This window comes from Sphingopyxis macrogoltabida, from assembly GCF_001314325.1.
In the GTDB taxonomy this organism is placed as follows: Bacteria; Pseudomonadota; Alphaproteobacteria; order Sphingomonadales; family Sphingomonadaceae; genus Sphingopyxis; species Sphingopyxis macrogoltabida.
The window spans coordinates 4,578,558-4,602,079 of record NZ_CP009429.1; the positions used below are offsets into that span (position 1 = coordinate 4,578,558).

Sequence of the window (23,522 nt, forward strand, 5' to 3'; positions counted from 1 at the left end):
GCCTATAGCCCGTCGCAGACATTTTGCTGCGCCGTGTCGAGGAAGGGCGCGAAGGGGCAACTGATATAGCGCAGCCGCACCCCGGCGCCGACGTTCACGACGATCGTATCGGCGCGGATCGCCTTGGGCGCGTTGCCGATGCCGCCGACGCGTGCGCCACCGTTATGTGTGCCCAAAAAGCTGATCATGTCGTCCTGGTCGATGCCGTCGCCCGACACCCCGATCGCCCCGACAAGGCGGTCGCCGCGATAGATGGGGACCGAGCCGGGAAAGATCTGGATGCCGTTCTGGAGCCGGTTCTGTCCCGCCGCGACGTCGGGCAGCGTCGTGCAACGCTGCGGCGTGTCGGTCGCACTGCTGCCGCCGACGAAACCCAGATGCGCGCCGAGATTGCCGATGATCAGCGCCGATTGCAGCCCGGTCGAGAAGGGATTGAACTGCTGGATCGGTCGCGACAGCGGGCCGTGCGGCCGTCCCACTTCGCCGTCGGGGAAATAGGGCCGCGACAGATTGCCGCCCGAGCGGTCGGCGAAGGCGATCTTGCCGGTGAGCGCGGTCGAATCACTCAGGAAAGTCCGCGTCGCGGGCACGAACTGGCGGACATCGGCGCTGGTGTTGGCGCTGAGTTCGGCGCCCGCCTGCGCGCCCGAGAAGAAGGCGGCGGTGCGCGCCTTCTGCAGGCTGACGTCGGTGCCGAAGATCGGCGCATCGGGCGAGCGGACGATCCCGAGCACCGACCCGTGCGTATCGACGACACTGATTGTCACCTGCGCGCGGCTGTCGAGCGGGCGGCGGATCTGCGCGCGCGCGCGGCTCATCACCGCAAAGGCTTCCTCGAGGACCGCGCGCGTCTCGGCGGCGGTGAGCGGCGCGCTGTTCGACGCGCCGTCGGTGCCGGCACGGATCGGATAGCGGTTGGTGCCGCTGCCGTTGGTGAGGACAAAGGCGTCGCGGTTCGAGAATTCGGCGCTGGTCGCGGCGCGGATGCCCGACGCCTCGCTGCCATAAGCGGTTCCCGCAATCACCGCGGCATTGGCATAGCCGGTGACCGCGATCAGGCTGCCCGCACTGCCGTTGACGCTGGCGAAACTGGTCCCGCCGCTGCTCATCACCCCGGCGAAGGTCGCGTCGGAGAAGCGCAGGCTGGTCCCGTCGACGGTGATCTTGTCGGCGGTGATGCTCGCCGGCGCCTCGAAGCCGCGCGTCCCCGCGAGCGCGATAAACTCCTCGGGGTCGGCGTCGATATCGAGCGTGTCGGTGTCGATGCCGTAGTCGCCATCGCCCATCACCCCGATGCCGCCGACGAGCACGCCGTTCTTGTAGAGCGGCAGTCCGCCCGGATCGGCGGCAAGCCCGAGCGGCGAGCGCTTCGGCCCGATCAGCGCCGCCGAACCCGCGGCGCCGAAGCGCGACGACAGGTCGCTGCACGGTAGCTGGCTGAACTGCACCCCGAACAAGGGCCCGCTCTCCAGACCGACGGTGGTCGGTGCGGGCGGAAAATGCTCCTGGACGATCTGGCTCGCGGTGCGGGTCGAAAAGGCGTTGCCGCCGCTCGAGAGGTAAGCGCCCGTCACCGCCTTGGCGATCGCCCCGGCAGCGGCGGGAAAGGGCACATTTTGCGCGTCGATATTGGCGCCGTTCGGCGCTGCAGAGGTCGTCGCTGTGGCGCGTGCGCCGTTCATCCGGAACACCGCGAGGACGTTGCCGACGCGGTCGGTCACCGCGATCACCGACGGCAGGCCGCGCGCCTGCGCCTCGGCGACCGCATTGGCCAGAATCTGCTGCACCTCGGTGACGCTGAGCGATTGCGCGGCGGGCGGGGTATAGAGGCCGCCCGGCGGCGGGGTCGGAGTCGGCGTGGGGGTCGGCGTCGGGGTGGGCGTCGGCGTGCCGCCGCCACCGCCACCGCCGCACGAGGTCAGGAGCAGCGCGCCGATGGCCGCGAAGGTCGCCGAACGGAACAGGGAGGATCGGGTTTTCATATCGTTAGCGCAAAGCCCTGATCGAACGCACCGCGCTGCCGAGCGCGGTCTGGAAGTCGGCGGGTTTATAGGCGTTGGGGTCCTTGACCGCGGTATAGGCACGATCGATGTCGCCGCGGATGCCGGCCGCCGCGCCGACGGTGACCCGTCCCGACGACACCATCGCGTTGAGCAACGTGTCGACCCCCATCACGGCCTGCTGCGATCCCGAATAATCGGTGAAGCGGTCGTTGATCGCCTTCGCCGAGATCGCATCGACCATCGCAAAGGCGTCGGTGCCCGAAAAGCCGCGCGACGCAAAGGCGCTCTTGAGCGCCGCGACCGTCTGCGACAGCTCCGCCGCCGCCTTGACCGCGCTTGCCCGGTCGGTCGCCATCGCCTTGTGGAAGGCGGCAGTACGCGCCGCGAGCTGGTCGGCGAGCGCGGGCGAGGCGAGCCGCGCGGCGGCGGCGAGCATGATCAGATTCTCGTCATTATAGGGCGGCATGCCTTCGGGCAGATTGCGCCCAGGGTTGCTGAGGCTGGTCTTCACCGGCTTCGCCTGATCGAAGATGCGGCGATGGCAGCTGTGGCAGTCGAGGAAATAGAATTCGGGGAACATGCCCTCGGTCCCGCGCCGCGACTGGAACAGCGACAGGCTGCGTTCGATCGCGGTCGCCTGTCCGACCGCCCACATCTGGACATGGTCGGTCCGCCCCGCCGGGGCGCCGAACTTGCGCCAGCCGTAATCGGCATCCTCCTGATGATGCGCCTGCAGCGACGAGAAGAGGTCGAGTTCGAAGCTGATCCTGGGATGCCCGGCCGCCATGATGCGATGGGTAACGAACTGGCCCTCGCCGGCCGAACCGAAATGGCAATCGACGCAGACCCCCGCGCGGACCACCGGGTCTTCGAGCTTTTTCAGCCCGGCCGACAGGTTGGCGAGGTGCTTCTGGCGCATTTCGGCGTCGGGATCGGCGTTGGTGCCGACCCCGGCATAATGGCTCGCGATCCAGCCGCCCGCAGGACCGTGGCACGATTCACAACCGACCCCGTCCTCGATCGGCACCGTGCCGCGCATCGCGCCGCCCGCCGCGTCGATCGCGCCCTTGGTGCTGTGGCAGCCGAGGCACATCGGCGCCGTCGCTGCGTCGCCGATGCCGAGATTTTGCGCGATAAACCGGCTGCGGCTGTTGCTGAGCACCGCCCAGGCGCGGCTGTGCGCGCCGCCGGGGGTCGAGGGCTCCTGCCATTTCATCAGCTCGTCCTGGCGGACGACGGTCCCGTCGCCCTCCATCCGGCCGTGGCAGGTCGATCCGGCGCAAGAGGCAACGCCGGTATAGCGGGCGCCGCTTTCGCCCTGCGAACGCGCGGGCGGCGCGGCGACGATGGCGGCGAGCGCCAGCGCGAACAGCATCGACGCAAGGGCGGCAAATGCCGTCCAAGACCGATCGCCGCGCCCTGAACCCGCGTTCGTCGTCATCGCAGTCCCCTTTTCCCCCGGCCGGGCGCTATTGCGCCTCGGCCCGCCGCGTCAATATCCTAAACCACCCCAAATGCCAGCATCGCGTCGGCAACCTTCTTGAATCCCGCGATATTGGCACCCTTCACATAGTCGACATAGCCGCCCCCCTGATCGCCATAAGTCAGGCAGCGCGTGTGGATGCCGTCCATGATGTCCTTGAGCATCTGCTGCAGCTCGGCCTCGCTCCAGCTACGGCGGCCGCTGTTCTGGCTCATTTCCAGCCCCGAAACCGCAACGCCGCCGGCGTTCGCCGCCTTGCCCGGCGCGAACATGATCTTCGCATCCTTGAAGACATGCACCCCGTCGAGGTTGGTCGGCATGTTGGCGCCCTCGCTCACCGCGATACAACCGTTCGCGACCAGCGTCTTCGCATCCTCGCCGAGCAACTCGTTCTGCGTCGCACACGGCAGCGCGACGTCGCACTTCACCCCCCACGGCGTCTTGCCCGCGGTGAAGCTCGCGCCTTTGAACTCGTCGCAATATTCCTCGATCCGGCCGCGGCGGTGCGTCTTGTGCGTCTTCACCCAGTCGATCTTTTCCTGCGTAATGCCGTCGGGATCGTGGATGAAACCGCCCGAATCGGACAGGGTCAGCACCTTGCCGCCCAATTGGACGATCTTTTCGGCCGCGTGCGTCGCGACATTGCCCGAGCCCGAGATGACGGCGGTCTTGCCGACTAGATCCTGCCCCTTCGCCGCCAGCATGTTGGCGAGGAAATAGACCGCGCCATAGCCCGTCGCCTCGGTACGGATCAGCGAGCCGCCCCATTCGAGCCCCTTGCCGGTGAGCACCCCGGTGAATTCGTTGGTGATCCGCTTGTACTGGCCGAACATGAAGCCAATTTCGCGCCCGCCGACCCCGATGTCGCCCGCCGGCACGTCGATGTCGGCGCCGATGTGGCGATAGAGTTCGGTCATGAAGCTCTGGCAAAAGCGCATGATCTCGCGCACGCTCTTGCCCTTGGGGTTGAAGTTCGACCCGCCCTTGCCGCCGCCCATCGGCAGCCCGGTCAGCGCATTTTTGAACGTCTGTTCGAAGGCGAGGAACTTGAGCACGCTTTCGGTGACCGACGGATGGAAACGGATGCCGCCCTTGTACGGGCCGATGGCATTGTTGTTCTGGACGCGCCAGCCGCGCTGGACGCGGATATTGCCGTTATCGTCTTCCCAGCAGACGCGGAAGGACACGACCCGGTCGGGCTCGGCGATGCGCCGCAATATCTGCTGCGCGTGATATTCTTCCTTGTCCTTGATGAAATCGAAGATGTCCTCGGCGACTTCCTGCACCGCCTGCGCAAACTCGGGCTGCCCCGGGTTGCGCTTTTTCACACCCTCCATGAACGTCGGAAAATCGACGTGATCAGATACTGCCATGCACCCCTCCCCTGATGACTGGAAAGCCGGTGCGACCCCGTTAACGATTTAGTCGTTGACCGACCTTGCCCGATCAAGGCTACACCATCGCGAAGCAAAGGCAATATGACGGCGCGCACAGACGATATTTTTTCGGCGGCGCACAAGAGGGGCAAAAATGAGCGAGAGCAACAAGATGACCGGCGGCATCACGCGCACCAACCGGGCGATCCTGGTCGCCGCCTTCGTCCTGCTGGCGGGAGCGATCGGCTATGCAGCGTGGCGCGATTCCGCGCCGGCGGCGCCCGGTGCGGCCGCCGAAGCCGCCGCCGCGCCGTCCGACCAGCTCGCCGCGCTCGAGGCGCGGACGCAGCGCGAACCGAACAGCGCCGAGGCCTGGACCGCGCTCGGCGCGGCGCGATTCGACCTTTCCGATTTTGCGGGGGCGGCCGCCGCTTATGAGAAAGCGGTCGGGATTTCGCCCGAATCGGCAGGGCTGTGGTCGGCGCTCGGCGAGGCGCGCGTGATGGCGAGCGACCGCGACCCCATGCCGCCGCAGGCGCTGACGGCGTTCGAAAAAGCGATCGCACTCGACGCCAAGGATCCGCGCGCGCGCTATTTCATGGCGGTGAAGAAGGATATCGGCGGCGATCACAAGGGGGCGATCGACGACTGGTTCGCGCTGCTCGCCGACACGCCGCAGGGCGCGCCGTGGGAGGCCGACCTGCGCCGCACGATCGAACAGGTCGGCGCGATCCACAAGATCGACGTCGCCACGCGGCTCACCAATACGCAGGCGCGGCCGCTGACCGCCGACGAAATGCCGGTCGCCGCCCGCGCCATCCCCGGCCCGAGCCGCGCCGACATGGAAGCCGCATCGCAGCTTCCCAAGGGTCAGCAGGACCAGATGATCGAGGGCATGGTGAGCGGGCTCGAAGCCAAGCTGAAGGCCAATCCCGCCGACGTCGACCGCTGGATCATGCTGATGCGCAGCCGGATGACGCTCGGCGAAACCGCGAAGGCGGCGCAGGCCCTGAAGGACGGCATCGCCGCCAACCCCGCGGCGGCGGGGCGGCTGAAGGCACAGGCGCAGCTCTTGGGAGTGCCGGGAGCGTAATTGGCCGTTGGCCCGCGAACGAGAAGCAGATATACTGGCCCTGCTGCTGCGGGGGGAACCATAACAAAGGGTCGCCGCGGCGCAAAGCCGCGGGACGCTTTCGGACGTATTGCCCGGGACAGCCGTCCACTCTGTATCGGGCCTCGTGGTCACCTGATCCCACCGGACAACCGGCGGATTGCTGCTATCCCGCCATCAGCGCCGCATTGCCGCCCGCGGCGGTGACATCGGTGCTGATCGTCTTTTCCTCGGCAAAGCGGTGCAGATAATGCGGCCCGCCCGCCTTCGGCCCCGTCCCCGACAGGCCGCGCCCGCCGAAGGGCTGCGATCCGACGATGGCGCCGATCTGGTTGCGGTTGACATAGACGTTGCCGACCTGCGCACGCGCCGCGACATGCGCCGCCACCCCGTCGATGCGCGTGTGAACGCCCAAGGTCAGGCCATAGCCCGAGGCGTTGATCGCATCGATCAGCTGGTCGAGCTCGCCGCCCTTCCACGTCGCGACGTGCAGCACCGGCCCGAAAATCTCGCGCTTCAGGTCGGTGACATGGTCGAGCCGGATCAGCACCGGCGGCACGAAATGGCCGTCGGCGGGCAGGTTCGTGCGCCCCGCCTCGGCGATGACGCGCCCCGCCGCGCGCGCTTCGGCGACATAGGCGGCAATATTGGCCTGCGCCTCGTCGTCGATGATCGGGCCGACGTCGGTCGCGAGCAGCGCCGGATCGCCGACATTGAGCTCGGCCATCGCGCCCGCGACCATTTCGATCATTCCCTCGGCGACATCCTCCTGCACGCACAGCAGGCGCAGCGCCGAGCAGCGCTGCCCCGCCGACTGGAAGGCGCTGGCGACGGCGTCGCGCGCGACCTGTTCGGGCAGCGCGGTCGAATCGACGATCATCGCATTGGCGCCGCCGGTTTCGGCGATCAGCGTCGCGATCGGCCCGTCGCGCATCGCCAGCCCGCGATTGATCGCGCGCGCAACCTCGGTCGAACCGGTGAAGGCGACCCCGATGATGTCGGCGTGGCCGGTCAGCGCGACCCCGACGGTCTCGCCGCGGCCGGGCAGAAATGCGAGGACATCGCCGGGAATACCGGCTTCGAGCAGCAATTCGACCGCCGCATGGGCGATCAGCGGCGTCTGCTCGGCCGGCTTGGCCAGCACGGCGTTCCCCGCCGCAAGCGCCGCCGACACCTGCCCCAGGAAGATCGCGAGCGGGAAGTTCCACGGGCTGATGCAGGTGAAGATGCCCTTGCCTTCGAGGATCAGCTCGTTGCGCTCGCCGGTCGGCCCGGGCAGCGCGACGGGGTAAGTGAAGTCGGCGCGCGCCTGACCCGCATAATAGCGCAGGAAGTCGATCGCCTCGCGCACCTCGGCGATCGCATCGACGAGCGTCTTGCCCGCCTCGTCGATCGCGAGACCGAGGAACTGCGCGTCGCGCGCTTCGAGCAGGTCGGCGGCGCGTTCGAGCCGTTCGGCGCGGAAGGCGCCGCCGGCGAGGCTCCAGTCGTCCTGCGCCGCGCGAGCGAGAGCCACCGCGTCGGCGACCGCCGCGGTGTCGGCCTCGATCACCTGTCCGACGACGGCGCCGGTCGCGGGGTTGCGCACGGGTTCGGCCTTGCCGCTGCGCGGGCTGCCACCGACGATCGGCGCTGCGACGGCGTCGCTGCGCCGCGCCTTGGCGATCGCGGCCGTCAGCGCCTCGGGCACGCCGGGTTCGCCAAGGTCGTAACCGCGCGAATTGCGGCGCAGCGGATCGAACAGCTGGAGCCCGGTCGCGATCTTCGATGCCGGCTTGCTCGCGACGCTGCGCGGGTCGACCGCAAGCTGTTCGGCGGTGACGTCGGGATCGGAGAACTGGTGCACGAAGCTCGAGTTCGCGCCATTTTCGAGCAGGCGGCGGACAAGATAAGCGAGCAGGTCGCGGTGCGTGCCCACCGGCGCATAGACGCGCACCGGGCGCGGCGGCGGGAACAGTGCGACGAGCGCATCATGCGCGCCCTCACCCATGCCGTGCAGCCGCTGCAGCTCGTAATCGGCGCCCGCGAACAGTTCGGAGACGAACGCCAGCGTCATCGCATTGTGGCTGGCAAAGGCCGGATAGATGCAATCCTGACAGTCGCGCAGCAGCTGCGCGCAGCGAAGGTAATTGAGGTCGGTGTGAAGCTTTTCGGTGAAGACCGGGAAATCGCCGAGCCCCAGCGTCTGTGCGCGTTTGATCTCGGTATCCCAATAGGCGCCCTTGACGAGGCGCATCGACAGCTTGACCCCGCGCCCGCGCGCTTTCGCCGCGAGCCACTCGATCACCGCCGGCGCGCGCTTCTGATAGGCCTGGATGACGATGCCGAGCCCGGTCCAGCCGTCGGCGATTCCGGCATCGAGCAGCGCCGCGAACACGTCCATATGCGGTTCGAGCCGGTCGCTTTCCTCGGCGTCGATCATCAGCGGGATGTTCACCGCGCGCGCCGCCTGCGCGAGTTCGATGACCCGCGGGATCAGCTCGCCCTGGACGCGCGCCGGCTGCAGATATTCGTACCGCGGGTGAAGCGCCGACAGCTTGATCGAGATGCCGTGGTTGGCGTGCGGGTCGCCGGGCTTCGCCGCCTTGCCGATCCGCGCGATCGCACCCGCATAGCTGTCGTAATAGCGCGCGGCATCCTCGGCGGTGCGCGCCGCCTCGCCGAGCATGTCGAAGCTTGCGAGTTCCGATTTCTCCTTGTCGGCGCGCTTGACCGCGGCGTCGATCGTCTCGCCCATCACGAACTGCTGGCCGAGCAGCTTCATCGCGGCGAGCGCCGCCTGACGGATCACCGGCTCGCCCGAGCGGCGGATCATCGACTTGAGCAGGCTCAGCGGGTTCGCCTTGCTGCCCATCGCGCCCAGCATAAGCGTCGCCGACCCCAGCGACAGGCCGCGCGCCGATAGCGCGACGATCAGCGGGCTGTCTTCACCATCGCCCTCGGCCCAGTGGCGTCCGGCGATCTTGTCGCGGATCAGCGCGTTGGCGGTCGCATTGTCGGGCACGCGGAGCAGCGCCTCGGCAAGGCACATCAGCACGACGCCCTCTTCGGTCGACAGGCGATAGCGGTTCATCAACTGCGCGACGAGCGTCTCGCGCTCGCCCTCGTCCTTGGCGCGGCGGATGATCGTCAGCCCGCGCTGCGTCACCGCGGCGACGCTGGCGGACGATGTCGCCAGCATCGCGCGCAGCTCGGCGACGATATCGGCTTCGGGACGGCGGGCGAGGGTGCGCAGCGCGGCGCGATCGTTGGTCTGGGTCATGGCGCATGATAGCGTATATCGTTTAGTCGATCCGACTTCATATTTGGCCTAGATATTATGATTTGACCTATTTCATGATTAACTTTAGTCCATTTGCATGAAGAATGAAGCTTCTATAGTCGATATGGACGAGTTCGACCGCAAGATTCTCGCGATTCTCGGCCAAAACGGCCGCATCACCTTCACCGAGCTTGCGCAACGCGTGGGCCTGTCGAAAACCCCGTGCCAGCAGCGCGTGAAGCGGCTGCAGGAAAGCGGGCTGATCATCGGCTTCCGCGCGATCATCGACCCGGCGAAGGTCGGGCTCGACCATGTCGCCTTTGCCGAGGTCAAGCTGTCCGACACGCGCGAGGAGGCGCTGCGCCAGTTCAACGCGGCGGTCCGCCAGATCGCCGAGGTCGAGGAATGCCACATGATCGCGAGCAGCTTCGACTATCTGCTCAAGGTGCGCACCGCCGACATTCGCCGTTACCGCATCGTGCTGGGCGAAAAAATCTCGAGCCTGCCGCATGTCGCCAGCACCTCGACCTTCGTCGCGATGGAAACGATTCTCGAATCGGCGCGCTGACCGTCAGCGTCGATCTTCGATTGCGCTTTCATGGGTGACAGCGGCCGCGAGGGCGCTAGCCTGCGGTCCCGACCAACGACCGGAGCCACCATGCTGTCACCCCTCCTTGCCCTCGCCGCCGCAACTGTTGCTCCAGCCGCCGCCACCGATCATGCGGCGATCGAGGCGACCTGTTTCGATTATGTCGACGGCCAGCTCGAGGGCGATCCCGAACGGGTGAAGCGCGCGCTGCACCCCGATCTCGCCAAGCGCCGCGTGATCGGCGACACCCCCGACGAACGCCTCGGGCTGCAGCGGATGAGCCGCGAGGAACTCGTCGATCTCACGAAACGCGGCGCGCTCAAGACGCCGCGCGAAGCGTGGAGCCGCTCGTGCCGGATTCTCGACGTCACCGGCGACGCCGCCGCCGTGCGCGCCGAAACGCCATGGTTCGTCGACTATTTCCACGTGGGAAAATTCGGCGAACGCTGGGTGATCGTCAACGCACTCTGGCACATGAAGCCGCGCCCGGACGCGCAATAGCCTGTCCCCGCCCGGTTCGAACCTCCCCGTCGCGCGGCGCTTGCAAAAGACACCGGTATCATTAGCAAGAGGCAAGAGCAGGGAGATACGATCATGATCGCCGCCCCATTCGCCGCCGCGCTGCTGCTGACGCTCGCCGCCCAATCGTCGGGTACGGCGGCCGCCCCCGACCCCCGGCGCCCCGCACCGGTTTTCGACAGCGTCCCGCCCGAACTGCCCGCGCTGACCCGCCCCGCCGTGCTGATCGTCAGCAAGACCAACGGCTATCGCCACGACAGCATCGCCGAGGCGGTTCCCGCGATCGAAGCGCTGGTCCGTGCGCGCGGCTGGAGCAGCTTTGCCACCGAAAATGCCGCGATCTTCAACCCCGAACAGCTCGCCCGCTTCGACGTCATCGTCTTCGCCAATGCCAGCGGCGACATTTATACCCCCGGCCAGCGCGCCGCCTTTCAGGCGTGGATCGCCAGGGGCGGCGGCTTCGTCGGCCTTCACAGCGCGGGCGACGGCAGCCACCCCGGCTGGTTCGTGCGGCTGCGCGGCAACGGGAATTTCACCGGTCATCCGGGCGGCGCCGACCAGTTCCAGCCCGCCGATCTGGTGCTGACCGACCGGAGCTACCCCGCGACGCGCCATCTGCCGCCGCGCTGGCGCTGGACCGACGAATATTATGCGTGGGACGCCCCGCCCGCCGCCGACGCACACATCCTCGCCCGGCTCGACGAAAACAGCCTGCGGCTCGACGCGGCATATCGCATGGGCGATGGCCATGCGCTCGTCTGGTGGCGCTGCGAAGGCCGCGCCCGCATCTTCTATTCGGCCCTCGGCCACCGGGCCGAGGCCTGGTCCGACCCCGCGCATCTCGAAATGCTTGATGGTGCGATCGGCTGGGCGGCTCGGGCCGAAGGAGAGGGCTGCGGCGACCCGTGACGAACCGTCACCGTCGCTTGCGTATCGCGCGCCGTGGCCTAAACTGCCGTAACCGCTTTCCGCCATACGGAAGAAACGACGATGCGTCCGCTGACGAGCCTCATTCTCGCGCTTTCCTGCATTGCCGGAGCGACAGCACAGGAAAGCGCGCCGGCAACCGGCAAATCCGACATCGTCGTAATCGGCGAGAACGACCGCGAGCAGCGCGAGCGACAGATCCGCGCCTTTGTCCGCGACCTCACCGACACGCAGGGGATCGATCCGGTCGCGCGCTTCGATCGCGACGCGGTGTGTCCGGCGGCGGTCGGGCTGAGCGAAGCGCAGGATGCCGCGGTGACCGCGCGGATGCGCCGGGTCGCCATGTCGGCGAAGATGCGGGTCGCCGTCCCAGGCTGCCGCCCCAATGCGCTGATCATCTTCGCGCAGGACAAGGAAGAATTGGTCCGCGCGCTGCTCCGCGCGCATCCCGCCTATTTCAAGGGCGACGAAAACCGGCCGGTCGAACTCGCCAGCCGCCCCGGCCCTGCGGTCGCCTGGTATCTGGAGGATGTCGTCGATCGCAACGGGACGTCGGTGCCGATGAACAACCAGCGCGGCTATCGCATATTGAGCTCCACCGATACGCCGTCGCGGATCGCCCCGACGACGCGGCCGATGATCGTCGCATCGGTTGTCGTGGTCGAATATCGTGCGCTCGCGGGGCTCACGACGACGCAGGTCGGCGATTATGCCGCGATGCGCGCCTTCACCCGCGCCGATCCCGAACGGCTCGAAGGGTCGAAGGCACCGACGATCCTGACCATTCTCGACGCGCCGATGGGCAGCGAGGTTCCGCCGACCCTCACCCATTGGGATCTCGCCTATCTGCGCGGCTATAATGCGATCAGCACCGGACGGTATGCGCCGCAGCAGCGCCACGAAATCGGCAAGGCGATGACCCGCGATCTCGAACGCACCGCGCCGCCGGAAGAATGATCCCGCAACCGGCCTAGGCCAGAACCGCAATCTCCGCAGTCGCGGCGCGCTCGATCGCCGTGCGCCAGTGCGGGCGCACCGGCAGCAGGAAAATCGACGCCAGCGTCTCCTCGATCTCGTCGGCACCTAGATAGCGCCGTTCGCTGCGCCCGTCGGCAAAGCGGATCGACAGCCGGTTGTCGCGCAACCCGTAACGCGCCTCTGCGGTCGTGCGCGCGGCGATCAACTGGTGGCGGAAATGCGAATCGGGGTGCGTCGCGGTGTACCAGTTGCCCACTTCATAATCGATCGCCGGGGGCGATGCGTCCTCGATGGCATAGAGCGTCCGCCATTCATCGTCGATCAGCGCCGCAAGCCGCCATTCGGCGCCGCGCCGCGCGATGCGATAGGTTTCGTGCGGCGTTTCCTGCGGTGCGGCGACATCGAACGCAAGCGGCGCGGGCGGTACGGCGGCGCCGAATCCGACATCGGCCAGCCACGCCCGTCCGTCGAGCATCACCCGCACCGCCATATGCGTCCGCGCCGTCGGCGGCGCATCGTCGGGCAGCATCCAGCGGACGCGCGCGATCAGGCCTTCGGCAGCAAAGCCGAGCGCCCTCAGCACGCGCAGGAACAGCCCGTTCTGTTCGAAGCAATAGCCGCCGCGACGCGCGGCGATCAGTTTGGCATCGACCGCCTCGGCGCCGATATCGACGCCGGCGCCGGTGAGCGCGTCGATCGCCTCGAACGGGATCGCGGCGATATGCGCCGCCTGCAATGCGGCAAGCACCTCCAGCGTCGGCGCCAACGGCCCGTCATAACCGATACGCGCAAGGTAGCGCGGCAGGTCGACGGCGGGCGGGGCAGCAAAATCTGCGGTGGGTCGGGTGTCGTGCGGCATGCCATTCTCCGGTCTCGCGAATCGTTCGCCGCACCTTATGAAAGCTCAACCTTGGTGGAGATCAAGCGATAAGCGGGAACCTGCAGGCGGTCTCGCGGGTCTATCCGGCATAAGCTTCCCCGCATGCCGCGCCAAACCCGGCCGGCACGCCGGCGCTCGCCGGCCCCCATCAGGAGTGAAGCAGATGAACCGACTGATGCTTTCCCCCCTCATCGCCGCGACGATGCTCGCCGGCGGCTGCGCCTCGACCGGCGGCTATGGCGCCTATGACGACGGCGGCTATGGCTATTATGATCGCGGCTATTACGACCAGAATGGCCGTTACGACTATGACCGGCCCGATCCGCGGCGCGGCGGCTATTATGCCGACGATTATTATCGCAGCGACCGCCGTTACAAGGAACGCCGCCTGTCGGACAACGACCGCATCTATCGCGGCCGCAACGGCCAATATTATTGCCGCCGCAGCGACGGGTCGACCGGGCTGATCGTCGGCGGCGTAGTCGGCGGGATTGCCGGTAATGTCATTGCGCCGGGCGATTCGAAGACCCTCGGCACCGTGCTCGGCGCGGTCGGCGGCGCGGTCGCGGGCCGGGCGATCGACCGCAGCGCCAGCAAGGAAAAGGACGGCGTGCGCTGCCGCTAACGCTGCGGTAACGCGCGGCCTGCCCGTCGGCAGCCGTCATCAAACTATTGGAACCCGGCTGTTTCCGGCCTATCGTCGGCCGGCAACGGTCGGGATGATGGCGGATGACGACGACGATCCTGTTGGCAATGGCGCTGTCCGCCGGGCCCGCTCCCGCCGTCGTGCCGCCCCCTTCTCCCGTCGATCAGCGCGAGCTGGTCGTGACGGGTCAGCGCGGCCCCGACCGGCGCAGCGAGACCTTCGTCGACGCCATCGCCACGCCCTCGCAAAAGGACCAGATCGCTCGGTTCGAGGATCCGCTGTGCCCGACCAGCATCGGCCTCGCCGAGCGCGATGCCGCGATCGTCGCGCGCCGTATCCGCGCCGTCGCCAAGGCGGCCGATATCCGCACCGCGAGAGAGAACTGCCGCCCCAATCTCGTCATCCTCGTCGTCGATGACCGGGCCCGTGCCATCGCGCACTGGCAAAAGACGCGCCCCGATTTCTTCGACACGCTCCCCAAAGCCGAGATAGCGGCGCTGGCGAACGGCGACGGCCCCGTCGCGGCGTGGCAGATCGTCCGCCTGAAAGGCGCCGACCGCCGCCCTGTCGGCCGCACCCAGGATGGCGCGGTCGATTATTATGTCCAGAACCAGGTCGTGCCGACGCGCATCGGTACGACGATCCAGTTCGAATTCGGCGGCGCCTTCCTGCTCGTCGAGGCGTCGGCGCTCCGCGACATGACGCTGACCCAGCTCGCCGACTATGCCGCGATGCGGACGCTCGCGCGAACCGATGACGGTCGCGGCGCCGCGCAGGCGATGCCGACGATCCTCTCGCTCTTCGGCCCCGGCGGCGCCGAGGCCGCGCCGCCCAGCCTGACCCACTGGGATCTCGGCTTCATCACCGGGCTTTACCGGCTCGACCCGGCCTTCCGCTCGAACGAACAGCGCAAGGCGATCGCGCGCGTCGTGCGCCAGCATGTCGGCAGCGCCCGCGACGATGCCGAGGATTGACCCCGTTTCACCATCACCCGGCCCACCCCACAGGAGATATGACATGATCCTTCGCGCCTCCCGCCTGCCCGCCGCTGCCCTGATCGGCGCGGCCGTCCTGACGCTGACGGCGTGCGACGGCAGCAGCCCGGAAAAGCAGGCGGCCGCGGCGCCGGCCGGCGAGGCGAAGGAACAGCCCGCCGCCTCGCCGACGCCCGAAACCGCAGCGCCGGCGGCAGCCCCGCCCGCTGCAACACCCGCAGCAGGCGCCCCCGACCTTGCCGCCTATGTCGGCAAATATCCGTTCGACAAGGTCGACAGCGTGGCCTTCGACGACCATCCGCTGGTCAAGGCCGGCATTGCCACCACCGTCAAGGATGCGCGTATCCGCAAGGCGATCATCGACACGCCAGGCCCCGCAGCGCCGATCGAGTTGATCGACGGCAAGGTTGCCTCTTGGGCCTGCCAGCAGCATAAATGCGGCGAGCATCAGTGGATGGTCCTCGTCGATCCGAAGACCGGCGCCACCGACGTCTGCTACATGAACGACCCGGAGATGGTCGACGATGCACGCTGGTTCCTCGCGAACGGCAAGGAAGAAAAACGCGACGGCGATTGCGCGGCGAAAAAGGGCTGACCGCAGCGAGGGAGGGCACGCCCTCCCCGCCCCCTCGCGATTCGACTCTTCCGGCAAATGAGAACATAATAGGAACATTGATCCGATTCGGAGGAAGGACGATGGACCCGATGTTCCGCTATTTCCTGGGCTTTCAGGTTGCCGCCGACCGCGCGGGCTGGCTGGCGCGCCAGTTGCCGTCCGTCGCGGGCGACCTGTTCGCGGGGCTGAAGCCGCAAAATTATCACCTGACGCTCTGCACGATCGCCGAAACAGCCGAGCCGCAGTCTTTCCTGCGGCAGCGCGTCACGACGGCGTTTGCATCGGGGCTCCCCGCTGCGAGTCCCATTCCCTTCGGGCGGATCATGAGCCGGGAGATGGGGGCCGAACTCACCACGGTCGGCAGCATCGGCGGCGTCCGCCATCTCTACGACGGCATCGTCGCGCTCCTGGCGGCGCAAGGCGTCGAACCGATGCATCGAAAGTCGGGGCTGCGGCCGCACATCACGCTCGGCTATGGCGCCTGTGCCTTCGACCCGGTCCCCATGGCCTGGCGGTGGACGCCGCGCGAGCTCGTCCTGATCGAAAGCCATGTCGGCCATCGCCGCCACCGCGTGCTGCAAAGCTGGTCGCTGCTTCCGCCGGCGCAGGGCGCCTTCGCCTTCATGGAAGACGAACTGCCGCCGCCGCCGCGCCGCGCCGCCTAGCTTTCGAGGCTGTGCTCGAGCGTGATCTCGCAGTTCAGCAGCTTCGACACCGGGCAATTCTTCTCGGCTTCCTCGGCGATCTTCGCGAACTCGTCGGCGCCGATCCCCGGCACCTTGCCGGTCAGCGTCAGCGCCGATTTGACGATCGCAAAACCGCCGTCCTGCTGCTCGAGCGTCACCGCCGCGCTCGTCTCCAGCGTGTCGCCCGAATAGCCGGCGCGCGCGAGCCCGAACGACAGCGCCATGGTGAAACAGGCAGCATGCGCCGCCGCGATCAGCTCCTCGGGGTTCGTTCCCGGCTGGCCCTCGAAACGGGTGCCGAAACCATAAGGCTGCTTGTCGAGGACGCCCGACTTCGTGGTGATCGATCCCCGCCCTTCCTTGCCGAAGCCTTCGTAACGGGCGGATGCGCGATTGACGGTCATCGATATATCTCCTTGGCCAAAACCTTTTTCAGGACGCGCCGCGCGCGACTCCTGCTTTGTCGAGTTCGCGGCCCAGCCGGCCGGTGAGCCACAGCGCCCACATGCGGAAGTCGGCGGCGAGGCTCCACAGCGGATAGGTGAAGGTCGCCGGCCGGTTCTTCTCGACCCCGAAATGCGCGACCCACGCGAAGAAATAGCCCGCGAGCGGCAGCGCGGCGAACCAGCCCCAGCGCCCGCTCGCCACCGCCGCGACGGCGATCAGCACGACCAGGCTGGTGCCGACATAATGCAGCGCCCGCGTGCGCGCCTTGCTGTGTTCGCGCAGGTAAAAGGGCCAGAATTCGGCGAAGCTGGTGTAGCGTCCCGGCATGGCGCGAGGATGCGGCGGCCGGCGGGCGAGGTCAAGCAGCGCCTTCGAGACGCGAGCCCCCCATCGTGATAGGCTGGCGAGGCTCTGAACAGAGGGGGGAATCTATGAAGAAATCGACGCGCGCGCTGCTCGGGCTGGTCCTGCTCGATGCGATCATCCTCATCGGTGCCTGGTATATGGTCGCGCAGACGAAGAGCGGGGCCTGGAATTCGAACGATCCGGCGGCATCGATCGAGATGATCTCGACCGGCGCGGGCGCGCTGGTCGGCTTCAGCTCGGTGATCCTGCTGCTCGCCTTCGTCATGCACCGCCGCGCGGGCAATTGACGCAAAGACCCTCCCGCCGGGGTCGCATCGGCGGGAGGGTCATCCGGACCGGCCGGAGGGACCGGCCCGAAATCGGCAAATGTGGATCAGCGGTTCGCGGCCTCGCGCACCTTCTGCACCGCGGGCAGCAGCAGGCCGATCAGGATCTGCACCGGGTTGGTGGTGATCGTCATGCCCTGCGAGGGCTGCGCCGACTGCGCCATTGCGGGGGTCGCCGACGCAAGAACGGTCAGCGCGAGAACGGGGGCGAGGAACATCTTCCGGGTCATCGTCATTCCTTTCAAAGCGGGTTGTCGGTTCGAAACTGGCTCGGGTCGTTCCCGATGCCCCGCTTATGCCGCGACGCCGGGCACACTGCGGTGATCGCCGTCACTGGCGCGAAACAATTTCACAAGCCTCTGAAAAGAAACGGAAGAAATTACGCCTGACGCTTCAGCCGGACCAGCGCGGTGTCGAGCGCCTGCAAAAATTGCGAGCGATCGGCCTTTGAAAAGGCCGGCGGGCCGCCGATCTGGTCGCCCCCGGCGCGCAGGTCGGCCATGATCGCGCGCGTCGCGATCGCGGGACCGATCGAGGCGAGCGTGAACGGCTTGCCCGTGGGCGCCAGCACCGTCGCACCGGCCTTCAGCGCCCGGTCGGCGAGCAGGATGTCCGAGGTGATCACGATGCTCCGCGCGTCGGCGGCTTCGGCGATCCAGTCGTCGGCGGCGTCGAAGCCGTCGGAGACGACGACCCGCTCGATGAGCGGGTGGTCGGGGACGCGCAGCCGGCTGTTGCTGACGATCGTCACCGCGACCTCGTGCCGCCAGGCGACGCGATAGACCTCGTCCTTCACCGGGCAGGCGTCGGCGTCGACCAATATCCGGATCGCGCTCATGCCGACACCCCGTCCCAGAGCAGCTTCGCGCCGAGCAGCACCATCAAAACATAGATGAGCACATAGAAACGCGCCGGGTTCATCCGCTTCATCCAGCGCACCGTCACCAGCGTCGATACGATCGCGAGCGGCATCAGCAGCAGCGCCGCGATGATCACCTCGTGCGGAAAGGCGCCGAGCGCGAGATAGGCGGGCACCTTCATCCAGTTGACGATCGCGAACAGGATCGCGCTGGTCCCGATGAAAGTCAGGTGCGGCAGCTTGCGCGGCGTGACCCACATCTGGAACGGCGGTCCGCCGGCATGCGCGATCTGGCTGGTCAGCCCCATGATGCCGCCGAAGATCGTGCCGACCCAGCCGGGCGACGTCGACGGCGCGACGATCCGCCCGCCGCGTTCGACCCACAGCCGATAGACGCCGAACGCCAGCGTGATCGCGCCGAGCGCCATCATCAACTGCCCCTCGTTCACCCGCTCGGCATAATACCAGCCGGCCGCAATGCCGGCGGCCGCGCCGGGCAGCATCCAGCCGATGATCCAGCCGTCCCACGTGTGGCGAAACGACCAGACGCTGATCACGTCCTGCACGATCAGGATCGGCAGCAGGATCGCCGCCGCGGTTGCAGGCGGGAGGACGAGGGCGACCAGCGGCGTCGCAAGCGCGCCGACCCCGGCAAGCCCGCCCTTTGCCATGCCGACCAGAACCACTGCGATGATCAGGACCGCGAGCGTCGCCGGGTCGGCCAAAATGCTCATCCCGCGGCGCGCCCGGGGTCGTCGGGAAGCCGCCAGTTGATCGCGCCGCGTCCATGGGCTTCCAGAAAGGCATTGGCCTGACTGAACGGCCGCGATCCGAAAAAGCCGTTGTGCGCCGACAGCGGCGACGGATGCGGCGCACGCAGGATCAGGTGCGGGCTCCCCGCCCCCAGCCCCGGCACGTTCGCCGCCTTCTTCTGCGCATGGCTGCCCCACAGGATGAAGACCTTCGGCGCCGGATCGGCCGCGATCGCCGCGACCGCCGCGTCGGTGAACTTCTCCCACCCCTTGCCCTGATGCGACGCCGCCTGTCCCGCCTCGACGGTCAGGCAATTGTTGAGCAGCAGCACGCCCTGTTCGGCCCAATGCTTCAGATATCCATGGCGGGCGCGGGCGATGCCGAGGTCGCTTTCCATCTCCTTGTAGATGTTGACGAGGCTCGGCGGGGTGCGCACCCCCGGCTGGACCGAAAAGCACAGGCCGTGCGCCTGCCCCGGGCCATGATAGGGGTCCTGTCCGAGGATCACGACGCGCACATTCGCGGGCGGCGTCGCATCGAGCGCGGCAAACCAGTCGCGCGGGCGCGGATAGATCGCCTTGCCCTTTGCCCGCTCGTCCGCGAGAAATTGCTTGAGCGCCGCCATATAGGGCTGTTCGAACTCACCGCCGATACGGGCGAGCCAGTCGGGATGGAGTTTGACCTCGGCCATGCTGCGCGCTTCACCAGAGGAGCGCGGGCTTGTCCAGTGCGCTTACAGCTTCCCGCGCACGCTGAGGAAGAAACGCCGCCCCAGATAATCATATTGCGTCCCGAACGCGGGCGCCTGGCCGATCACCGGCGGGGTTGCGGCGACGACGGTCGACACGCGCGGTGGCGGGGTGTCGAACAGGTTTGCGACCCCCAGCGTGATCCGGAAACGTTCGGCAACGTCGCGGCTCAGCGACAGCGAATGATAGAAGGTCGCGGGCACGCTGACGTCGGGACAGAAGCGGCCGCCCGGCCGGAAGCTCGACGTGCGGCAGGCATCGCCGCCCTGCGCGCGCAGCAGATCTTTCATGTTCGACGCCGCGCCGGTGACGTCGAGGCCATAGAACAGCGTCCACCCCCCCTTGGTCCAGCCGAGGTTGAAGTCGCCGACCCATTTTGGGTTGCCGATCTTGCCATTATCGTCGATTTCGGTGCCGGGGAACAGCGCGACCTTGTCCTCGACCTGCCACGTCATCTGCGCGCGGAACGTCAGCGCGCCAAGATTGCCGAGATCCTGATCGATCGCCAGCGACAGGTCGACGCCGCGGTTCCGCTGGCGGCTGATATTGACATAGCGGTCGGTCACGGTCGCGATGCTCTGCGCATCGGGGCCGGCGGTGGCGCGCGTGAACAGGTCGCACAAGGGTTCGTCGGCGAAATCGGAATCATAACAGCCGCGCAGGATATTGCCCGCACCGAGCAGGGTGATCTCGTCCTTCACCCGGATGTCGAAATAATCGACCGCGAGCCGCGCCTTGAGCCCGCCCCACAGCGCCCCCGACAGGTCGGGCGTCAGGATGACCGACACCGTCTTCGCGGTCGAGGTCTCGGGCTTCAGCCGGCCGATGCCGCCACCCGACACGATTGTCGCGGGCCCGATCCCGCCCGCATAGTCGGGTGCGATGCCGGCGGCGGCGCAATTGTCGAAAATGCGCTGGCTGATCGCGCCGGCCGCGAGCCTTGCGCCGGTCTGGATGCACGGATCGATGTCCTGTTGGCCAAGGAAACCCGTCTGGTCCTCAAGGAAGAGTTCGAACAGCGCCGGTGCCCGGAACGACGTGCCCCAGGTGCCACGGAAACGCAGCCAGTCGGTTACCGCCCAGTCGGCGCCGACCTTCCATGTCGTATCGCTGAAGCTGTCTTTCACCCCGCCGCGCGATGTCGCGGCGACATGCGTATAGCGCGCCGCGCCCGACAGCGTCAGCCGCTCGATCATCGGCACGCCTTCGAGCAAGGGGATTTCGACCTCGCCGAAGATTTCCTTCGACACGGTACGCCCGGCGGTGATCCCCGAGGTGGTGAAATTGGCGACGTTACCCGCCAGCGTCGCTTCGCCGGGCGTGTCGTCGATTTCGTCGCGGCGGATATTGGCGCCGAACGCCGTGCTAACGGCACCCGCAGGCAGATCGAACAGCTTGCCGGTGAGCAGCACCTCCGCCGAGCTCTGCTTGAACAGCGTGCGGCCGGTGTCGCGGCCGGTCAGGAAGGCGCGCTCCTCCGGCGTGAAATCGCCGCGCAGCACGCGCGGGTCGGTGAAGTCGATGTCGATGCACGGAACGCCGCGGATCGCGGTCTCGGTCCCGGCGCACGAACGCGTGCGCAAGGTCTGCGATGCGACCGCGTCGCGATAGATGACGTCCTGCGTATAGCTGGCGTCCGAACGGCTGTGCTGGCCGCTCACATCCCATTTCCAGCCGCCACCCAGCGTGCCGCGCAAGCCGAGCACGCCGCGATAATAATCGACGTCGGCGCTGCTTTCCGATTTCACCAGCACGCGCGGGCGCAGGATGATGTTGCCGGCAAACTCGCCGTTGAACGGATCGCCCATGTCATTGGGGTCGCAGTTGTTCGCCGCGGGGTTGCAGAGGAAAAAGGGCAGCATCGACGCGCCGGTGAACTGTTCGAGTTCGATCCGCTGGAAACCGTTGCTGTGCGACTTGCGGTTGCTGAACAGGAATTCGCCATAGGCGGTGATCGCGTCGGTGACGTCATAGGCGCCTTCGACGAAGGCGCTGACGCGGCGCACATCCGAAAACACGTCCATATTCTGCTCGACCGGCTCGAACTGGTTGAGCGCGCCGGTCGACGGGCCGTCGAAATTGACCCCGAAGAAATCGGCCGGGCCGAACACGCCGATCGGGTTGTACGTATTGATCGGAATGCCGACGCCGGCGAATTGATTGCCATATTGGCCCGCGAAGATCGCCTGCCCGTTCGGCGCGATCAGCCCGGGGCCGAAGGTCGGAAAGCCGTTCTCGTCGATCCCCGAAAAATCGCTGAACACGATCATATTGGCCTGCGTGCTGCTACACGCCGGGCGTCCGGTGCGGAAATCGACGATGTCGGCGCGGCTGCCGTCGGCCTCGCGCTTCAGATATTCCTCCGAGCAGAACAGGAAACCGCGGTCGCGGCGGGTCAGGTTCTGCTGGCGGAAATAATCGACTGTCGCGAAGATATGCCCGCGGTCGAATGTCTTGCCGAAGCTCGCATCGACGCCATGGCTTTCGCCGCCGCCATGCTGGGTAACCGACGAAAAGCCGCCGCCTTCGAAGCCGTCGAGGTCGTTGCGGGTCAGGATGTTGACCACGCCGGCCACGGCGTCCGAACCATAGATCGACGAAGCGCCGGTCTTGAGCACCTCGACCTGCCGGACGACCGACAGCGGCAGCACATTGAGGTCGAAGGGCGCGACCGAACCGCGGATGCCCGCCGGGCCGGCACGGCGGCCGTTGATCAGCACCAGCGTCCGCTCGGCGCCGAGGCCGCGCAGCGACACCGTCTGCACGTCGTTGCCGCCATTGGCGACGAAGCGGTTCGAGATCGCCGAGGTGATCTGGATCGATCCCTGCGCGGCCGGGGTCGACTGCAGCACGTCGGCAAGCTGGACCTGCCCCTGCCGTTTCGCCGTTTCGGGGTCGATGACCTGAATCGGGTCGGCGCTGGTGAATTCATTCTTCGCGATGCGCGATCCGGTGACGATGATCTCGTCCTCGCCCGTCTGCGCCGCAGCGGGCGTCGCGGCAAATGCAATCGCCGCGGCTGTGGTGCTCAGAAACGCCAGGGAGGTGGCATCCATTTTCATGATCTCAGTCCGATTTGATAAAGTCGATCCCGTGCCCCCGCGCCGGAGATTAGGGCCAAGGGCGTTTCGATATGGTTTACGCCGCGGTAAACTCTTGCCGCGCGGGTTGCGCTTGTCCGGGCGGTGCGCCGCCGCTAGGCACGCTCTCGAAAGGATCGGGTATGGCACAGGATATCGGCGGGGCGCTGGCGCTGCTCGAAGCGGTGGTGAAGGAACGGCTCGCCGCGAACGATGCGGGCGCCTCCTATGTCGCCAGCCTTGCCGCCAAAGGCCGTGGCAAGATCGCGCAGAAACTGGGCGAGGAAGCGACCGAGACCATCATCGCCGCGCTCACCGAGGACGATGCCGCGCTGACCGGCGAGGCGGCCGACCTGATCTTCCACCTCACCGTGCTGCTCGCCGAACGGGGTATCGCCTGGGGCGACGTCGCCGCCGAGCTCGCCCGGCGCCACGGCACCTCGGGCCACGCCGAAAAAGCCAGCCGTCCGTAATAACAGGAGTTTCCTTCATGGCGATCGACGCGACGCTTCCCTATGACGACAACAATATTTTCGCGCGCATCCTGCGTGGCGATCTGCCGTCGAAGACCGTCTATGAAGACGAGTTTGCGCTCGCCTTCCACGACATCAACCCGCAGGCGCCGCTGCACATCCTCGTGATCCCCAAGGGACCCTATGTGAGCTGGGACGATTTCTCGCAGCGCGCGAGCGAAGCGGAGATCGCCTGCTTCGTCCGCGCGGTCGGCACCGTCGCGCGCGACAATGGCCTCGTCGTCCCCGGCTACCGTCTGCTCGCCAACGTCGGGCCGCACAGCGGACAGGAAGTCCCGCATCTCCACGTCCATCTTTTCGCCGGACAGCCGCTCGGACCGATGCTCGTCCGCTGACTT

24 protein-coding genes are annotated in these 23,522 nt (G+C 67.2%); 12 read left to right on the forward strand and 12 right to left on the reverse strand.

Translation table 11 applies throughout. From position 1 onward, the window contains the following. Positions 1 to 2: 2 nt before the first annotated feature. From LH19_RS22130 to gdhA, 3 genes are read right to left on the reverse strand one after another with little or no spacing between them, the layout of a single operon-like run. Positions 3 to 1,982: a heme-binding protein gene (locus LH19_RS22130; RefSeq protein ID WP_054731873.1), complete on the reverse strand. Its 1,980-nt coding sequence runs from the start codon at positions 1,980 to 1,982 to the stop codon at positions 3 to 5. Between the two features lie 4 nt (positions 1,983 to 1,986). Further along, a complete protein-coding gene (locus LH19_RS22135; RefSeq protein WP_054731874.1) occupies positions 1,987 to 3,444 on the reverse strand; it encodes a multiheme c-type cytochrome in 1,458 nt (485 codons plus the stop codon). A gap of 59 nt (positions 3,445 to 3,503) precedes the next feature. Continuing rightward, complete coding sequence (gdhA, locus tag LH19_RS22140; protein ID WP_054731875.1) at positions 3,504 to 4,859, reverse strand: NADP-specific glutamate dehydrogenase; 1,356 nt, start codon at positions 4,857 to 4,859, stop codon at positions 3,504 to 3,506. A 157-nt stretch (positions 4,860 to 5,016) separates the two neighbouring features. On the opposite strand from gdhA, the gene LH19_RS22145 reads away from it, so the two are divergent. After that, positions 5,017 to 5,955: a tetratricopeptide repeat protein gene (locus tag LH19_RS22145; protein ID WP_054731876.1), complete on the forward strand. Its 939-nt coding sequence runs from the start codon at positions 5,017 to 5,019 to the stop codon at positions 5,953 to 5,955. 184 nt (positions 5,956 to 6,139) lie between these two features. On the opposite strand, the gene putA is transcribed toward LH19_RS22145, so the two are convergent. Next, positions 6,140 to 9,235 carry a bifunctional proline dehydrogenase/L-glutamate gamma-semialdehyde dehydrogenase PutA gene (gene putA, locus LH19_RS22150; RefSeq protein ID WP_054731877.1) on the reverse strand — a complete coding sequence of 1,032 codons (3,096 nt, stop codon included), beginning with the start codon at positions 9,233 to 9,235 and terminating at the stop codon, positions 6,140 to 6,142. A 97-nt stretch (positions 9,236 to 9,332) separates the two neighbouring features. Between putA and LH19_RS22155 the strand changes: the two genes are divergently transcribed. The 4 genes from LH19_RS22155 (at position 9,333) to LH19_RS22170 (ending at position 12,227) form a co-directional block, all read left to right on the forward strand. Then, a complete protein-coding gene (locus tag LH19_RS22155) occupies positions 9,333 to 9,803 on the forward strand; it encodes an Lrp/AsnC family transcriptional regulator (protein ID WP_054731878.1) in 471 nt (156 codons plus the stop codon). 90 nt (positions 9,804 to 9,893) lie between these two features. Continuing rightward, entirely contained in the window at positions 9,894 to 10,325 is a 432-nt protein-coding gene (locus tag LH19_RS22160) for a nuclear transport factor 2 family protein (RefSeq protein WP_054731879.1), read from the forward strand. A gap of 93 nt (positions 10,326 to 10,418) precedes the next feature. Then, positions 10,419 to 11,252 (forward strand): ThuA domain-containing protein, encoded by an 834-nt coding sequence (locus tag LH19_RS22165; RefSeq protein WP_054731880.1) that lies wholly within the window; start codon positions 10,419 to 10,421, stop codon positions 11,250 to 11,252. Between the two features lie 81 nt (positions 11,253 to 11,333). After that, positions 11,334 to 12,227 (forward strand): hypothetical protein, encoded by an 894-nt coding sequence (locus tag LH19_RS22170; protein ID WP_054731881.1) that lies wholly within the window; start codon positions 11,334 to 11,336, stop codon positions 12,225 to 12,227. Positions 12,228 to 12,240: 13 nt separating this feature from the next. Here LH19_RS22170 and LH19_RS22175 read toward each other — a convergent pair whose 3' ends face one another. Further along, positions 12,241 to 13,107, reverse strand: a complete 867-nt coding sequence (locus LH19_RS22175) for an arylamine N-acetyltransferase family protein (protein WP_054731882.1) — start codon at positions 13,105 to 13,107, stop codon at positions 12,241 to 12,243. A gap of 184 nt (positions 13,108 to 13,291) precedes the next feature. On the opposite strand from LH19_RS22175, the gene LH19_RS22180 reads away from it, so the two are divergent. The 4 genes from LH19_RS22180 to LH19_RS22195 all read left to right on the forward strand — a co-directional run bounded on the left by LH19_RS22180 (position 13,292) and on the right by LH19_RS22195 (position 16,050). Continuing rightward, positions 13,292 to 13,753 (forward strand): glycine zipper 2TM domain-containing protein, encoded by a 462-nt coding sequence (locus LH19_RS22180; protein ID WP_054731883.1) that lies wholly within the window; start codon positions 13,292 to 13,294, stop codon positions 13,751 to 13,753. 104 nt (positions 13,754 to 13,857) lie between these two features. Beyond that, on the forward strand, positions 13,858 to 14,748 hold the full coding sequence (locus LH19_RS22185; RefSeq protein ID WP_054731884.1) for a hypothetical protein: 891 nt from the start codon (positions 13,858 to 13,860) through the stop codon (positions 14,746 to 14,748). Positions 14,749 to 14,791: 43 nt separating this feature from the next. Beyond that, on the forward strand, positions 14,792 to 15,364 hold the full coding sequence (locus LH19_RS22190; RefSeq protein ID WP_054731885.1) for a hypothetical protein: 573 nt from the start codon (positions 14,792 to 14,794) through the stop codon (positions 15,362 to 15,364). A 101-nt stretch (positions 15,365 to 15,465) separates the two neighbouring features. Beyond that, complete coding sequence (locus tag LH19_RS22195; protein WP_054731886.1) at positions 15,466 to 16,050, forward strand: 2'-5' RNA ligase family protein; 585 nt, start codon at positions 15,466 to 15,468, stop codon at positions 16,048 to 16,050. On the opposite strand, the gene LH19_RS22200 is transcribed toward LH19_RS22195, so the two are convergent. Both LH19_RS22200 and LH19_RS22205 read right to left on the reverse strand, forming a co-directional pair. Beyond that, positions 16,047 to 16,475 carry an OsmC family protein gene (locus tag LH19_RS22200; protein ID WP_054731887.1) on the reverse strand — a complete coding sequence of 143 codons (429 nt, stop codon included), beginning with the start codon at positions 16,473 to 16,475 and terminating at the stop codon, positions 16,047 to 16,049. The two genes, LH19_RS22195 and LH19_RS22200, sit on opposite strands and share 4 nt — an antisense overlap. A 28-nt stretch (positions 16,476 to 16,503) precedes the next feature. Then, complete coding sequence (locus tag LH19_RS22205) at positions 16,504 to 16,845, reverse strand: DUF962 domain-containing protein (RefSeq protein WP_054731888.1); 342 nt, start codon at positions 16,843 to 16,845, stop codon at positions 16,504 to 16,506. Positions 16,846 to 16,949: 104 nt separating this feature from the next. Here LH19_RS22205 and LH19_RS22210 point away from each other — a divergent pair, with 104 nt between their 5' ends. Beyond that, a complete protein-coding gene (locus LH19_RS22210; RefSeq protein ID WP_054731889.1) occupies positions 16,950 to 17,171 on the forward strand; it encodes a hypothetical protein in 222 nt (73 codons plus the stop codon). Between the two features lie 86 nt (positions 17,172 to 17,257). Here the strand turns inward: LH19_RS22210 and LH19_RS22215 are convergent, their stop codons facing one another. The 5 genes from LH19_RS22215 to LH19_RS22235 all read right to left on the reverse strand — a co-directional run bounded on the left by LH19_RS22215 (position 17,258) and on the right by LH19_RS22235 (position 22,627). Continuing rightward, complete coding sequence (locus LH19_RS22215; protein ID WP_145923569.1) at positions 17,258 to 17,440, reverse strand: hypothetical protein; 183 nt, start codon at positions 17,438 to 17,440, stop codon at positions 17,258 to 17,260. Between the two features lie 149 nt (positions 17,441 to 17,589). Next, positions 17,590 to 18,048 carry a YaiI/YqxD family protein gene (locus LH19_RS22220; protein ID WP_054731890.1) on the reverse strand — a complete coding sequence of 153 codons (459 nt, stop codon included), beginning with the start codon at positions 18,046 to 18,048 and terminating at the stop codon, positions 17,590 to 17,592. Next, positions 18,045 to 18,803, reverse strand: a complete 759-nt coding sequence (locus LH19_RS22225; protein ID WP_054731891.1) for a sulfite exporter TauE/SafE family protein — start codon at positions 18,801 to 18,803, stop codon at positions 18,045 to 18,047. Before LH19_RS22225 ends, LH19_RS22220 begins: the two co-directional genes overlap by 4 nt. Continuing rightward, the gene (gene ung, locus LH19_RS22230; RefSeq protein ID WP_054731892.1) at positions 18,800 to 19,513 is read right to left on the reverse strand and encodes a uracil-DNA glycosylase; all 714 of its coding nucleotides are present in this window, start codon (positions 19,511 to 19,513) and stop codon (positions 18,800 to 18,802) included. The genes LH19_RS22225 and ung overlap by 4 nt, the downstream gene beginning before the upstream one ends. Positions 19,514 to 19,555: 42 nt before the next feature. Then, a complete protein-coding gene (locus tag LH19_RS22235) occupies positions 19,556 to 22,627 on the reverse strand; it encodes a TonB-dependent receptor domain-containing protein (protein ID WP_054731893.1) in 3,072 nt (1,023 codons plus the stop codon). 179 nt (positions 22,628 to 22,806) lie between these two features. Here LH19_RS22235 and LH19_RS22240 point away from each other — a divergent pair, with 179 nt between their 5' ends. After that, positions 22,807 to 23,124, forward strand: coding sequence for a phosphoribosyl-ATP diphosphatase (locus LH19_RS22240; RefSeq protein ID WP_407696746.1), 318 nt, complete (start codon positions 22,807 to 22,809; stop codon positions 23,122 to 23,124). Between the two features lie 17 nt (positions 23,125 to 23,141). After that, on the forward strand, positions 23,142 to 23,519 hold the full coding sequence (locus tag LH19_RS22245; protein ID WP_054731895.1) for a histidine triad nucleotide-binding protein: 378 nt from the start codon (positions 23,142 to 23,144) through the stop codon (positions 23,517 to 23,519). The last annotated feature ends 3 nt before the right edge of the window (positions 23,520 to 23,522 follow it).

Coding starts and splice junctions, on each gene's coding strand:
- LH19_RS22130 (WP_054731873.1), bottom strand. CDS start 1,982: ATGAAAACCCGATCCTCCCTGTTCCGTTCGGCGACCTTCGCGGCCATC.
- LH19_RS22135 (WP_054731874.1), bottom strand. CDS start 3,444: ATGACGACGAACGCGGGTTCAGGGCGCGGCGATCGGTCTTGGACGGCA.
- gdhA (WP_054731875.1), bottom strand. CDS start 4,859: ATGGCAGTATCTGATCACGTCGATTTTCCGACGTTCATGGAGGGTGTG.
- LH19_RS22145 (WP_054731876.1), top strand. CDS start 5,017: ATGAGCGAGAGCAACAAGATGACCGGCGGCATCACGCGCACCAACCGG.
- putA (WP_054731877.1), bottom strand. CDS start 9,235: ATGACCCAGACCAACGATCGCGCCGCGCTGCGCACCCTCGCCCGCCGT.
- LH19_RS22155 (WP_054731878.1), top strand. CDS start 9,333: ATGAAGAATGAAGCTTCTATAGTCGATATGGACGAGTTCGACCGCAAG.
- LH19_RS22160 (WP_054731879.1), top strand. CDS start 9,894: ATGCTGTCACCCCTCCTTGCCCTCGCCGCCGCAACTGTTGCTCCAGCC.
- LH19_RS22165 (WP_054731880.1), top strand. CDS start 10,419: ATGATCGCCGCCCCATTCGCCGCCGCGCTGCTGCTGACGCTCGCCGCC.
- LH19_RS22170 (WP_054731881.1), top strand. CDS start 11,334: ATGCGTCCGCTGACGAGCCTCATTCTCGCGCTTTCCTGCATTGCCGGA.
- LH19_RS22175 (WP_054731882.1), bottom strand. CDS start 13,107: ATGCCGCACGACACCCGACCCACCGCAGATTTTGCTGCCCCGCCCGCC.
- LH19_RS22180 (WP_054731883.1), top strand. CDS start 13,292: ATGAACCGACTGATGCTTTCCCCCCTCATCGCCGCGACGATGCTCGCC.
- LH19_RS22185 (WP_054731884.1), top strand. CDS start 13,858: ATGACGACGACGATCCTGTTGGCAATGGCGCTGTCCGCCGGGCCCGCT.
- LH19_RS22190 (WP_054731885.1), top strand. CDS start 14,792: ATGATCCTTCGCGCCTCCCGCCTGCCCGCCGCTGCCCTGATCGGCGCG.
- LH19_RS22195 (WP_054731886.1), top strand. CDS start 15,466: ATGGACCCGATGTTCCGCTATTTCCTGGGCTTTCAGGTTGCCGCCGAC.
- LH19_RS22200 (WP_054731887.1), bottom strand. CDS start 16,475: ATGACCGTCAATCGCGCATCCGCCCGTTACGAAGGCTTCGGCAAGGAA.
- LH19_RS22205 (WP_054731888.1), bottom strand. CDS start 16,845: ATGCCGGGACGCTACACCAGCTTCGCCGAATTCTGGCCCTTTTACCTG.
- LH19_RS22210 (WP_054731889.1), top strand. CDS start 16,950: ATGAAGAAATCGACGCGCGCGCTGCTCGGGCTGGTCCTGCTCGATGCG.
- LH19_RS22215 (WP_145923569.1), bottom strand. CDS start 17,440: ATGACCCGGAAGATGTTCCTCGCCCCCGTTCTCGCGCTGACCGTTCTT.
- LH19_RS22220 (WP_054731890.1), bottom strand. CDS start 18,048: ATGAGCGCGATCCGGATATTGGTCGACGCCGACGCCTGCCCGGTGAAG.
- LH19_RS22225 (WP_054731891.1), bottom strand. CDS start 18,803: ATGAGCATTTTGGCCGACCCGGCGACGCTCGCGGTCCTGATCATCGCA.
- ung (WP_054731892.1), bottom strand. CDS start 19,513: ATGGCCGAGGTCAAACTCCATCCCGACTGGCTCGCCCGTATCGGCGGT.
- LH19_RS22235 (WP_054731893.1), bottom strand. CDS start 22,627: ATGGATGCCACCTCCCTGGCGTTTCTGAGCACCACAGCCGCGGCGATT.
- LH19_RS22245 (WP_054731895.1), top strand. CDS start 23,142: ATGGCGATCGACGCGACGCTTCCCTATGACGACAACAATATTTTCGCG.